This is a genomic window from Acinetobacter soli (assembly GCF_000760595.1).
In the GTDB taxonomy this organism is placed as follows: domain Bacteria; phylum Pseudomonadota; class Gammaproteobacteria; order Pseudomonadales; family Moraxellaceae; genus Acinetobacter; species Acinetobacter soli.
This window is the reverse complement of the sequence record NZ_BBNM01000003.1, coordinates 44,552-57,327: the sequence shown is the minus strand read 5'-3', so window position 1 is coordinate 57,327 and position 12,776 is coordinate 44,552. Positions and strand designations below refer to the sequence as shown.

Genomic DNA, 12,776 nt, shown 5'->3' with positions numbered 1-12,776 from the left:
GCGAAAATAGACTAAAACGAACAAGAGACGATATTCATGAAAATGTACCAAGTCGATGCATTTACACAGCATCTTTTTAAAGGAAATCCTGCTGCGGTCATTATTCGAGAAGACTGGCTTTCAGACAGCCTCATGCAATCTATCGCACTTGAAAACAATTTGTCTGAAACTGCTTTTGTAAAAGTTTTGGATCATCAGAATTTTGAAATTCGTTGGTTTTCTCCAATCAGCGAAGTTGCATTTTGTGGGCATGCCACGCTGGCCAGTGCTTTTGTATTATTTAAAGATTACACCACAGCTAAAACGCTCCAGTTTCATGTAAAAGATTTAGGCATTTTTATCGTATCGCAAGCACAAGATGGCAAGATTCAGATGAATTTTCCTGTTCGACCAGCGCAGAAACTTGACGATTACCCGGCTATCTTAGATGAAGCGCTTCAAAAGCCTTTTAAGGCTGTGTATCAAAATGCACAGGCTTATATTGTGGAATATGAAAGCGTGCAAGATGTACTCGATGAAGTGCCAGATTTTTCAAAGTTAAAAACGCTTGGGAAAATCAGAACGGCCATTACGGCATCTGATGCCACACTGGATTTACTCATCACTGCACCAGATACACAGCAATACGATTGTGTATCACGCTACTTTGCGCCAGCCATTGGAATAGATGAAGATCCGGTCACCGGTTCGATTCACACCGCCGTAGCGCCGCTTTGGGCCGAGCGTCTGGGGAAACAGGAATTGGTTGCTTATCAGGCATCGACACGTGGTGGAACATTGTATTGCCGAATTTTAGATGACCAGCGCATTGAAATTTCTGGATACGCAGTGCTGTACATGCAAAGTGACATTACACTCGACGATGCTCAGCACACTTAAGCGTTTCACTTTACAAGTTTTCGCCTGCATTTAAGTTCAGATTAAGCGTGAAAGCTACAAAAGATGTTACACTTTTGTCCAGAACCTGAGCATTCATCATGCGTATTTAAATCGGCTTGCACACTGAGAGATATGAAAATTTTTCCATCGTCGGAATATCGTGAAATTATTCAATATACCGGGTATTGGATTGTGGTTTCGATCCTGATCGGGGTCATCTCTGGGGTTTCGTCGAGTCTGATTTTTGCGTGCTTTGATCTGGCCAATAAAGTTCGCGGTGTTTATCCGTGGTTGATTTATTTTTTACCCTTTATTGGCCTGATGTTGGGCTATCTGTTTTATTACTATGGTACGCCCATCGAAAAGGGCACACACTTGCTCATCGATGAAATTCATCAGCCTAAAGCCTTTATTCCAAAGCGCATGAGTCCACTGATATTTGTCAGTGCCATCCTCACCCAGATTTTCGGTGGATCGGCTGGGCGTGAGGCGCCTGCCGTTCAGCTTTCCGGTGCATTAACCGATCATCTTACCCAAGTATTTAAAGTACCACATGACAATCGCAAGATCTTTCTGATTGCCAGTATTGGCTCTGGCTTTGCCGCAATTTTCGGCTTGCCATTGGCAGGTGCCATTTATGGGCTTGAAATTACCTCGCTTGGAAAACTGCGATATTCGGCAGTTTTTCCGTGTTTTGTTTCGGCAGTGATTGCATCGCAGGTGCCCGAGTTTTTTCATATTGTGCACCCGCATCAGTATTATGTGGTGGCGAGTTTTCCAAAACTCACCAGCGAAGTGATCATTAGCCTGATTGTTGCAGGTGTGGTTTTTGGCATTATTGCACGTATCTTTATTGCCTCGATTCATTTTGTCAGTCAGCGTTTGAATCGTCATATTACCTTCATGCCATTTCGACCCATGGTGGGGGGAATTCTCATCATGTTGATGACGCTCATGGTCGGTCAGCAAACCTTTAACGGTTTAGGCGTGCATAGCATGATTGCTTCGTTTTATCATGAGTTGCCTGTCACCGATTTTATTGGCAAGCTGATTTTCACCGCGACCACCTTGGGCTCTGGTTTTAAAGGTGGCGAAATCACGCCGTTGTTTTTTGTGGGCACAACATTGGGCAATGCTTTAGGGCAGTTTTTACCGCTACCTATCTCGCTCTTGGCGGGGCTGGGGCTAGTGAGTTTATTTGCAGGGGCGAGTAAAGCACCCTTGACTTCTATTATCTTAGCCATTGAACTTTTTGGTGTTGCGATTGCCGAGTACGCCGTGATTACCTGCTTATTGGCCTATTTGTTTTCAGGCAATTGTGGTTTGTATCGTCATCTTAATTTAAAGCTCCACGATGACTAAACCATACACTGGCTTTTGTTTCAAAAAATCACTATGAATAGCGCGGGACATTTTTTAGTATAGTGTCGATTTTTAATGATTCTTATTACGATATTTTTGGAACAATTATGTTAACGCGCTTTAAACAGCTTAGTTTTTCTTTTGTTTTACTGGGTTTTAGTACCCTCAGTTGGTCTCAAGCTGTTTTAGTGAAGTCACAACACAATATTGAAGAATATAAACTTGATAACGGCTTACGTGTTGTTTTGGCACCTAACGAAAAAGCAAATAAAGTATTTATCAACACCATTTACTTAACGGGTTCGTTGAATGATCCTAAAGGTAAAGGGGGGATGGCACATCTGCTAGAGCATTTGGCATTTAAAGGCACCCAAGATGTTCAAGGTGAAGCCTTTCAGCGCCGTCTGGATCAGTATACGCTCTCCACCAATGCGAGTACGGAGTATTACACTACACGTTACACCAATATTGTACGTGCAGATCAGCAGGCGCTGGATCAGGTGTTGTACTTGGAATCGCAGCGTATGAACAAACTGGTGCTGCAAGACAAGTATGTTCCCTCCGAGATCGAAATTGTAAAGCGCGAACGTGAAGTGCGTTTAGATCAACCTTTTGCAGTGTTGATTGATCAGATGTTTAAGGCATTTTACGGCAATCGGTATCTGGGCCGTTTGCCGATTGGAGATTTACCTGAATTAAAATCCATCAATATGCAGGAACTTGAGCAGTTCTATCGTACATGGTATGCACCGAATAATGCTCTCATGGTTATTTCGGGAAAGTTTGACAAATCTTCAATTCTTCAGACCATCGACAAAAACTTTGCTCAAATACCGTCTCGGGCTGTACCCGCACCTGTTCAGGTACCAGCATTAGATCCAGCGAAAATCCAGCCGCGACAATTTTTAGTCGAGAAGGGCAGTGATCTGGCTAAATATAATATTTATAGCAACAAGAGTGAGCCTAAATTACAACCTGCATTAGCCCTTGCACCACTTTTGTATACCATGCAGCCAAGTGGCAGTCTTTATAAAAGTATTGTCGAAACGGGCACCGCAACCAATGTGGAAGCTGCAACATGGCTTGATCAAAATTTTAATTTGGTCTTTTTAGGTGCTGTGTATTCACCTTCGCAAAATGCCACGACCGTTGAGTCGGCATTGGCCAAGCAAGTGGAGCAGTTTAAGCCATTTGATGATATTGAGCTCAAGCGTGTCAAGCAACTGATGCAGACCCAGATCGATCTGATTCAAAAAGATCCGATTGCACTTGGGTCGCGTTTAAGTGACTACATTGCTTCTACGCGAGGTGATTGGGGGCGCTACTACCAAGATGTCGATGATGTAAAAAAACTGGATACCACCACGGTCAATCAGATATATCGTGAGTTTTTTACAGCCTCACATCGTGTGGTGGGAGACATCAAACCTACGCCTGAAAGCCAGAAAAAAGCCATGGCGCAGCAAGCCGCTTCAAGCGTGAAAAAAACGCTTGATCAGCAAACTGAGGCACCTGAACCGCTCAAAGATATTTCAGAATATCAGCGTGAAATTCAGCAGTTTACTCAGCGCTCAAAACAAGAAATTGAAAGCAACGAAAAGAAAATTGTGCGGGGTCAACTCAGCAACAGCATGCAGTACGCACTGTTTCCGACTGAAACCCGAGATGATCGAACCTACGCAACATTGTCGGTCGATTTTGGTACAGAACAATCTCTTTTTGGAAAAAGTGCAATACTTGATTTAACTTCTTACTTATTGCTACGTGGTTCTGAACAATACAACTTGCAGCAAGTAGCAGACAAATCGATTGAGGCTGGTGGTAGTGCGTCAGCCGCCATGTCGGATAATGGTATGGTGATTAATATTCAGGCCAATAAAGATCAATTTAATGATTTCTTTCAATTTATAATTGAAATGATGAAAAAGCCGTCGTTTGAACAATCACAATTTGATCTGATTAAATCGCAAAGTTTGGCCAGTCTAGATCGTCCTTATACCGAGCCTGAAACGGTTGCTGCGCTCACTATGGCGCGCTTGGTTGAAACCTATCAACCTGGAGATTTACGCTACCATTTCGAACCTGAATTGGCTAAAACAGAAATTTCAAAAGCCACTCAAGCGCAAGTAAAAGCACTTTATGATCGCTTTTTTGCTATGAATCACGCACGTATTTCAGTCACTGGAGATTTCGATCCAGTGCGCATGAAACAGACGCTAAATCAGAATTTTGCAAACTGGAATAATCAAGAGCCTTATAAAAAACTGATGTCTGAATACACGGCTTATCCAGCGCAAAAAGTGCATGCTCTCTCTGAGCAGCGTGAATTTGGTAACTACCAAGCACTGTTAACATTCCCTGTGGGTACAGAGCACCCTGATGCACCTGCAATGCTGGTTTTAGCGCAGATATTGGGTGATTCACAAATTTCATCGCGCTTGGCCGTTGCTTTACGTGAAAAAAATGCCTTGGTATATGGCTTTGGAAGTGATGTGGATCTCGATCCAGACCTGAACAATGGCGTATTGAGCATTAGCGCAAACTACACAGCGGGCAAGGCCGATCAGCTTTCATCGCTAATTCATGAAGTGTTGCAAGAAATGATTCAAAGGGGTGTAACAGATCAGGAAGTTGCGGCAGCAAAAGCCAATATCATGAAAAAACGCGTCACTTCACTTGAGGATGAGCGTAATATTCACCGAATGCTCAATGGCCAAATGGAATATAAAAAGACCTTAAAAGATCGCCTGAAACGTGATCAAGAGTATGCCACTATCACCAAAGCAGATGTAGATCGTGTGATTAAAAAATACATCCAGCTCGATCATTTGGTTGAAGTGATGGCCGACCAGTACGGTCAAGCACAGTCAGTTAAACGCTCTTAATTTAAACGGTATCAAAAAAGCCCCATCTGGGGCTTTTTTTAATGATTGTGTTTGTGTGTGTGAAACTCTTCGTTTTTTCTAAAACGTAAGTAATTTTCGAACTGCTCACAATATTCGTCAAAGTTATCTTCAAGCATCATTTGGAATTGTTGCATCAGATACGTCATGATTTGCTCTTTGGCCTCACGCATTTCTTCACCATCTTTAAAGTTATTTGCGGCAACCCAAGTATTAAAACGCGCAGTCGCAAATAACATTGCGGCACTGACTTGGCCACGTAGCTCAGCAGGGTCTGGCTTTTCACCTTTTTTAGGGCGGCAGAACTCATTGGCAAGTTTAATGAACTCATCCGCACGCTCAAAAAATACGGCATTTAAAGCCTCTTCTTCGGTGATATCAGCGGCATTAATCTTTTGAGACATGGTTTTTTCCAACACAAATGAGGCAAACATTATACGTGAAACCCTTGCAGAAACTAAACCTTTGTCATAGTCTTAAATAGCCTAAGCAGAGCACGAGATGATTAATGCAAGATGCCATAGCGGTTCAAAATCTCAAACAGGATATTCATCTGTTACGTCAGCATATCTGGCCACCTCAGTCGCTTGAGGTGGTGGACGGCTTACCCATTTATTATGGCTTACAAGCCGATGTCGAGCGTTATTACCAGCATTGGCAAGAACTTATTGAGCGTGCACAAAGTTTATTTCAGCCGTTTATGGAAGATGAAACAATCGATGCGATTCATTTACCGAGTCATTTGAATTTGCCGCTATTTTATTTTCATGTAGATCGCATCCGGATCAATAAAACCCGTGCCAAAGAATCAAAAACTTTTCGTGGTGTAGCGAGTTTGCAACAAAAGTGCGGTCATTTTGAACTGGATCAGGTACTGGCGATGCAGGAGTGGATCAATAGTGATGATACTGCGGCATTGGTGGCACATCGAGAATTTATCGATCTCAGAACCTATGTGTTTCAGCACGGGCAAAGCGACTATACCCGAACCCGATTTTATATGAATGGCATTGTACTCGGTGTAGAGCCGCACTTTAAACTGATCGATGCAAGAGACAAGCCGCGTAAACAGCGCAATGACAGTTATTCAGACCCCATTGCGGACAATGGTGTCTGGAAAATTTTTGGAAAGTATCGTTAGGTTTTGCTCAACAATCAGGCTCTATTTGGTCTTCCAAAAAGATGGTTGCTGACGAAAGCGCTCGAGTTGTTCACTTGCGTCTTTAATCAGTTGAGATTGTTGTCCGCGGCTCCAGCCTACAGCAAACCAGTAGGTGGGGTCCTCAGTAGTCAGCGCTTCAAAGTAAGTTTCAGTCATATGCATATCATTATACTCCCCCAGAATTTCCTGAATGCTTTGCAGCTGACTCAAGTACTGGCTAACTCTTTTGCTCTTATAAAGACCTGAAACAAATTCAATGCTGTAACGTAATCGTTTGGCTCGCTTGCGTAGGCGGTGGCGTTGTTCGGTTTTCAATGAAGCAAACTTTGAGGCATCTTGAATAATTTTCTTGAGTAAGCGATCAAGTGTATCTGATGCTTGCTTTTTCAGATTTTTCTTCTTGCTTGATTTGTCATTATGAATACTAAACGCCAGCAATTGCAGCAATAAACACACATGTTCAGGTTTTTCAAATGTTTGATACGCCTTGAGCTGACCGTATTTTTCTTTCGGAAGGCTCTTAAAGGGTGCACCCGATTCAACCAGTTTTGGCAAAATCTCATCGCGAAGGACATCTTGATCACGTGATACACCCAGTTCGCGCTGAAGATCGCCAAGAGCAGCTTCCCAACTGGTATCTACATCGCTCGACCAGCGACCAAATGTTTTTAACGCGCTTCGCATTCGACGAATGGCGACTCGTGCTTGATGAATGTGTTCAGGTGCTGCGATATCTTCAGCAATAAATGCAGCATTGGGGAGCAATTGTGCAAGTGCATTGCCAATCATTTGGCGCAGTGCCATATCGTTTGACATTTTTTTATCTAAAACCAGTGCCTTCGCTTTGGTGGCTGGCGAGGTTTTCTGATTGGTCGCGAGCAGATTGCCGCGTTCAGCTTTGCTTCTCACATCGAGCCAAAGTTTATATTTTTTCACCCACTCTTGTGTAAACAAGATCAACGTTTCGGCAGAGCCAGATTTAAGTTCAAATTCGACTTCACATATTTTTTCAGCTCGCTCTGGTGTCGAAACTTCGCCATCATCCAGACAAATTTCAATATGCGTACCGTCAACCTCAACCACGCGGTAGGTGCGCTGAACATCTGTTTTAAATTGCATGCAAAGCGTTTTCACCTGATCGCCCAGTACAGCTTGAAGTCGTTGCATCACCTCTGGATAGGCTTGAAACAAACTTAGGTCAATTTCTGGCTCAGCATTCGACTTGCCTATTTTGACTTCACATTCAATGCGTTCAAGATGTGTTTTACCTGATGCTTTAAAGGTTTGTACCCATTCCTGACCTTCCAAGCGCAATCTTAAAGCTACATGCTGCTGTGCCAATAAACGATCAGGAGTATCGTAGTATTTCGCTTGTAGCCGAATTTTTTCTGCGGTCTTGGCCTTTAAGGCTTGTAAAACACTTTTTTTCTTATTTTCTGGAAGCTGAAATTTTAACTCGACTTCAATCATGATACACCTCCAACGCCTTGTTCATTCTCATCATGTCTTTAAATGAAGCATAGCATTAACGTGGCCATCTACGCTTGATGTTTGTATTGAATTCGCTCGTATCTTTTCACCTTAGATCTGCCACGCTTAGCACTACACTGTTGGCGTAAAACAGCATAAATTTCATCCGATTTTCTACATTTTTGTTTTGAAAAGGCGTATCTTGAATAAAAAAACTCAGGACACTACTCATGAATGCGCCAGTGAAGATGCACACGCTAGCTACGACTCAGCAACCCAACTTTCCCATTCGTAATTATTCCGAATTTTATCGTTTTTATCTCACCGAGCACCGTCATATGGTTAGCCGACGGCTGCATGTGGCAGGGAGTTCAATCGGATTGTATTTCTTTGCTAAAGCGATTCGTCAGCGCAAGCCGCGCTATGCACTTTATGGTTTGGTCTCAGGCTATGCCTGCGCATGGGTCGGGCATTTTGTATTTGAAAAGAATAAACCGGCGAGCTTTAAACAGCCACTGTATAGCTTTATTTCAGACTGGAAAATGTTTGCCGATGTACTCAGAGGGCAATTGAGCTTAAAACATCGTGATCATGACAAAATTCCCAGTTAAAAGTGTTGTACAGATTTTTTGATGAATTAAACGACTACGCAGTTACGAAATTTTGAGTTTTCTAGTTGATCTTTCATGTATTTCTTCTAATATCAAGATTATCTGTAGGGCTGGGATGCCTTGGCCTTTAGATTCAATAAAATAGGACATTTTTTGATGAAAAAATTAACAACAGCACTTTTACCACTTGCATTGATTGTTACAAGTTTTGGCGCACACGCAGCAACCTCAGATGGTAAATCATATGCTGTTTCGGCAGGTTGGGCGCACATTATGCCACAAGGCACTAAGCAAGGTGTCCAGTCAAATAGTAACTTTCCATTAATTCCATCAGGTTTTACAAGCAGTGCTGGTTTTGAGTTAGACAATGCAGACACAGCAGAATTCAAACTTGATTATTTGGTAAATGACAACGTAACCGTTGGTTTGATCTTGGGCGTGCCACCTAAAGTAGATATTCAAGGTAAAGGGAAACTGCTAGGGGATCGTTTAGACCTCGAGAGCTTTAGCAAAGTCGGTGATGTAAAAGTTTATAGCCCAGTATTGACAGGTAAATACACATTTGGCGATATCAACAATAAGTTCCGTCCATATGTGGGTGCGGGCTTTATGTATGCCAGCTTCCGTGATTTTAAATTGAATCCTGAAGTAAATGCTAAAATTGCGCTTCTTGGTGGTAGCATTCGCAGTGTAGATATCGACGACACAGTCGCACCAGTCGCTTTCGTTGGTGCAGATTACAATATCACGCCTAACTGGTTTGCAACGGCTTCTGTCAGCTATGTACACCTCAGCACGCATGCAAATCTCGATATCGTCAGCAATGCATCGAACGCAACTTTGGTTCAAGGTTCAAGCAAAATCGAAATTAACCCGATTGTGACTTATCTTGGTCTAGGTTACCGCTTCTAAGTCATCACGGCTTTAAAAAACCCCGAATAATTCGGGGTTTTTTATTACGAAAATACACGTATAAAAAAAATCAATGAAAGCAAATTTGCTATACTTTACAGGTCAGTACAGTTGAGAACGAAGTTCATGCGCGGTTTATACCTTATTACCAATGATGATCCGCTTGAGTTGTTATTGGATAAACTGGAAATTGCATTATCGACTGGTCATATCGCTATTTTGCAATACCGCCGAAAAAAGGTTGCCAAAACCGATCAATATTTTGAAGTAGAACAAATTAAAGTCTTGTGCGAAGCATATCATGTACCGTTTGTGATCAACGATGATCTTGATCTGGCGGTTCGCTATGGTCTGGGCGTACATCTGGGGCAATCTGATGGTGAAATTTCAGATGCTACACAGAAATTACCGCAAGGCGTGATTATTGGTCGTACTTGTCTGAACTCCTTGGCGCTTGCAGAAAAAGCCATTCAAGATGGTGCAACCTATGTGGCATTCGGTGCGATCTACGCCACCTCAACCAAGCCTGAAGCGGGCAATGTCGGTATTGAAGTGATTCGGCAGGCACGCCAGCAGTTTGATGTGCCAATTTGTGCCATTGGCGGCTTAACGGTTGAAAATGCGCAGGTGGTGATTGAGCAGGGAGCTGACCTGTGCGCGGTGATTAGTGATATATTAGGTCGACCCGTTCAGGATATTCCAGCGCGTATTCAAGCATGGGCTGCTTTATTTGCAGCGCCGTCATCTGCTGTAAATTCATAGTCAAATTTTATTAATCATCGAGAGTATTCATGCGTTTATCTCCAAAGCAAGTGCAATTGTTTGAGCAAGCCAGTAAACATATTCCAGGTGGAGTCAACTCGCCAGTTCGTGCGTTTAATGGCGTTGGCGGAACGCCTGTGTTTATTAAAAAAGCACAAGGTGCATATCTTTGGGATGAAGACGACAAGCGTTATGTCGATTATGTGGGTTCGTGGGGGCCAATGATCTTGGGTCACGCGCATCCAGATATTATTCAAGCCGTACAAACTGCGGCATTAGATGGTTTGAGCTTTGGTGCACCAACTGTACATGAAACTACTTTAGCCGATATTATTTGCGATATCATGCCGTCGATTGAGATGGTTCGTATGACCAACTCAGGTACAGAGGCGACCATGACGGCAATCCGTCTGGCGCGTGGTTACACCGGACGTGACAAGATTGTTAAATTTGAAGGCTGTTACCACGGTCATTCCGATTCATTGTTGGTTAAGGCGGGTTCTGGTTTACTCACACTCGGTGAAGGTGAACCGACCTCAAAAGGTGTGCCAGTCGATTTTGCAAAGCATACCCTAACGCTTCCGTATAATAATATTGAAGCCTTAAAAGAATGTTTTGCCAAGTTTGGCCATGAAATTGCTGGAGTGATTGTTGAGCCTGTTGCTGGTAACATGAATCTGGTGACACCAATTGAGGGTTTCTTACAGGCGATTCGTGATGTCTGCGATCAATATGGCGCAGTATTTATTATCGATGAAGTCATGACGGGTTTTCGTGTTTCGCTGGGTGGTGCCCAAGCTGCATACAATGTTAAACCGGATTTAACCACTTTGGGTAAAATCATCGGTGCAGGTTTGCCTGTGGGTGCTTTTGGCGGAAAGCGTGAAATCATGGAATGTATCGCACCACTTGGTGGTGTGTACCAAGCGGGTACCTTGTCTGGTAATCCGTTGGCCATGCGTGCCGGAATTGCCATGTTTAAGCATCTTCGTCAGCCAGATTTTTACAATAATCTGTTTAAAAAGCTTGAGAAACTGTTAAGTGGTTTACAGGCAGCGGCAGATGAGGCAGGCATTCCGTTTAAAACCCAGCAAGCCGGTGGTATGTTTGGTTTGTATTTTACAGATCAAGAAGATATCACCAGTTTCGATTCGATGCTGGCTTGCGACATTGGTGCATTCAAACAATTTTTCCACGGTATGCTTGAGCGTGGCGTAAATTTAGCACCGTCTGCTTTTGAGGCTGGCTTTATCTCTGCTGCGCATAGCGATGAAGATATCGAATTTACGCTTCAGGCTGCCAAAGAAACGTTTGCCGAAATGAAATAATTGATGTATCTAAAAAGCCCGGTTTCGGGCTTTTTTATTGGAGTAAACCTGATGAAAACGAAACATTACCTGACACTGGATGATGCCGAAATTCTGGTCGATGCCGCAATCAAATATGCACAAGAGCATCAGTTTAAGGTCAGTATTGCTATTGTCGATGATGCCGGTGCACTGTTGCTCATGAAGCGTATGGATGGAGCATCTGCACTCACGGCAGGTTTAAGCCTTGAAAAGGCCAAAGCTTCAGCCTTAAGCCGCCGTCCGACCAAAGCTTTTGAAGATCTGATTCGTAATGGTCAAATGGGCTTTTTAACAGTTGATACCTTTAAAGGCCAACTTGAAGGTGGTGAGCCGATTCTTTATTTGAACGATTTGGTGGGCGCGATTGGAATTTCTGGCGTAAAGTCTTATCAAGATGCTGAAATTGCACAATATGCAATTGCGCAATTACTTGCCCAGATAGAGAGCTAATGCTTGAAAGTCGCTAATCTGCTAAAATCAAGCGCTAATTTATGAAAAAGTTGCTGAAAAACGACAGATATGCATTGTATTTCCAAGCCAAGCTTTTTATTATTGCCGGCTGATTTTTACATCACCTCTGGAAGAAAACATTGAGTAATTTTCTCACTGATCACCTGATCCATCGCGATGAAGATTTCATGGTTGTCCATAAACCAGCAGGCATACTCAGTGTTCCGGGGAAAGGCGACGCATTATTCGATAGTTTACTCACGCGCTTAGTCGAAATCGAACCCAAAACATTACTTATTCATCGTCTAGATCGCGATACCTCCGGGATTTTGGTTTTTGCATTGAATAAAGCGGCACAAAGTGCCATTTCAAAGCAGTTCCAGTCTCGTCAAACCGGTAAAACTTATCAAGCCCTTGTGGTAGGTGAGCTTCACGGAAAAGGGCAGATCAGTGTTCCCGTGGTGTATGATCCAGCACGTCCGCCATTGCATATTGCAGATCCAGATTTTAAAAAACCAGCGCTCACCGATTGGGAAGTGATGGAGCATCTGGAGATTGATGGCGTTGCGGTGACACGTGTGAAGCTCAAACCGATCACAGGGCGTTCGCATCAGCTGCGCGTACACATGCAATATCTGGGGCATCCTATTGTAGGAGATACCCTCTATGCAGAACTTGTGCATCAGCAATTGATGCCACGTTTGTGTCTGCATGCAGAGCAATTAAGTTTTTATCATCCAAAAACTGACGAGTTGATGAGCTTTCATTGTCCCGTTCCGTTTTAATGTGAAAACCCTACAACATTCGTTAAAAGTTCATTTTTTTTGATGAGCTTTATGTCAAAATACATTGCGTAAAGACTACACAAAACGACTGCCATTCATTTTTATGGCCAGCGTAAAATGTAGTGATAACT

12 protein-coding genes are annotated in these 12,776 nt (G+C 43.0%); 10 read left to right on the top strand and 2 right to left on the bottom strand.

Annotated elements, in window-relative coordinates; translation table 11 throughout:
* The first annotated feature begins 36 nt into the window (after positions 1–36).
* From Aso01_RS04735 to Aso01_RS04725, 3 genes are all read left to right on the top strand, one after another.
* Positions 37–879: a PhzF family phenazine biosynthesis protein gene (locus Aso01_RS04735; protein ID WP_004936383.1), complete on the top strand. Its 843-nt coding sequence runs from the start codon at positions 37–39 to the stop codon at positions 877–879.
* A gap of 132 nt (positions 880–1,011) precedes the next feature.
* Complete coding sequence (locus tag Aso01_RS04730; RefSeq protein ID WP_004936385.1) at positions 1,012–2,241, top strand: voltage-gated chloride channel family protein; 1,230 nt, start codon at positions 1,012–1,014, stop codon at positions 2,239–2,241.
* Positions 2,242–2,348: 107 nt separating this feature from the next.
* The gene (locus Aso01_RS04725; RefSeq protein ID WP_004936387.1) at positions 2,349–5,126 is read left to right on the top strand and encodes a M16 family metallopeptidase; all 2,778 of its coding nucleotides are present in this window, start codon (positions 2,349–2,351) and stop codon (positions 5,124–5,126) included.
* A gap of 38 nt (positions 5,127–5,164) precedes the next feature.
* Here Aso01_RS04725 and Aso01_RS04720 read toward each other — a convergent pair whose 3' ends face one another.
* Positions 5,165–5,548 (bottom strand): DUF3144 domain-containing protein, encoded by a 384-nt coding sequence (locus Aso01_RS04720; protein WP_025094265.1) that lies wholly within the window; start codon positions 5,546–5,548, stop codon positions 5,165–5,167.
* A gap of 104 nt (positions 5,549–5,652) precedes the next feature.
* Between Aso01_RS04720 and Aso01_RS04715 the strand changes: the two genes are divergently transcribed.
* A complete protein-coding gene (locus Aso01_RS04715) occupies positions 5,653–6,285 on the top strand; it encodes a hypothetical protein (protein WP_004936392.1) in 633 nt (210 codons plus the stop codon).
* Between the two features lie 21 nt (positions 6,286–6,306).
* Here the strand turns inward: Aso01_RS04715 and Aso01_RS04710 are convergent, their stop codons facing one another.
* Positions 6,307–7,776: a CYTH and CHAD domain-containing protein gene (locus Aso01_RS04710; protein ID WP_004936393.1), complete on the bottom strand. Its 1,470-nt coding sequence runs from the start codon at positions 7,774–7,776 to the stop codon at positions 6,307–6,309.
* A 230-nt stretch (positions 7,777–8,006) separates the two neighbouring features.
* Here Aso01_RS04710 and Aso01_RS04705 point away from each other — a divergent pair, with 230 nt between their 5' ends.
* The 6 genes from Aso01_RS04705 to Aso01_RS04680 all read left to right on the top strand — a co-directional run bounded on the left by Aso01_RS04705 (position 8,007) and on the right by Aso01_RS04680 (position 12,645).
* Positions 8,007–8,387, top strand: coding sequence for an Mpo1-like protein (locus tag Aso01_RS04705; RefSeq protein ID WP_004936396.1), 381 nt, complete (start codon positions 8,007–8,009; stop codon positions 8,385–8,387).
* Between the two features lie 156 nt (positions 8,388–8,543).
* Positions 8,544–9,299, top strand: coding sequence for an OmpW/AlkL family protein (locus tag Aso01_RS04700; RefSeq protein ID WP_004936397.1), 756 nt, complete (start codon positions 8,544–8,546; stop codon positions 9,297–9,299).
* A 126-nt stretch (positions 9,300–9,425) separates the two neighbouring features.
* Positions 9,426–10,061 carry a thiamine phosphate synthase gene (gene thiE, locus Aso01_RS04695; RefSeq protein ID WP_004936400.1) on the top strand — a complete coding sequence of 212 codons (636 nt, stop codon included), beginning with the start codon at positions 9,426–9,428 and terminating at the stop codon, positions 10,059–10,061.
* A 29-nt stretch (positions 10,062–10,090) separates the two neighbouring features.
* On the top strand, positions 10,091–11,389 hold the full coding sequence (gene hemL / locus Aso01_RS04690) for a glutamate-1-semialdehyde 2,1-aminomutase (protein ID WP_004936403.1): 1,299 nt from the start codon (positions 10,091–10,093) through the stop codon (positions 11,387–11,389).
* Between the two features lie 51 nt (positions 11,390–11,440).
* Positions 11,441–11,860: a GlcG/HbpS family heme-binding protein gene (locus Aso01_RS04685; protein WP_004936407.1), complete on the top strand. Its 420-nt coding sequence runs from the start codon at positions 11,441–11,443 to the stop codon at positions 11,858–11,860.
* A 140-nt stretch (positions 11,861–12,000) separates the two neighbouring features.
* The gene (locus tag Aso01_RS04680) at positions 12,001–12,645 is read left to right on the top strand and encodes an RluA family pseudouridine synthase (RefSeq protein WP_004936410.1); all 645 of its coding nucleotides are present in this window, start codon (positions 12,001–12,003) and stop codon (positions 12,643–12,645) included.
* Positions 12,646–12,776 lie beyond the last annotated feature (131 nt).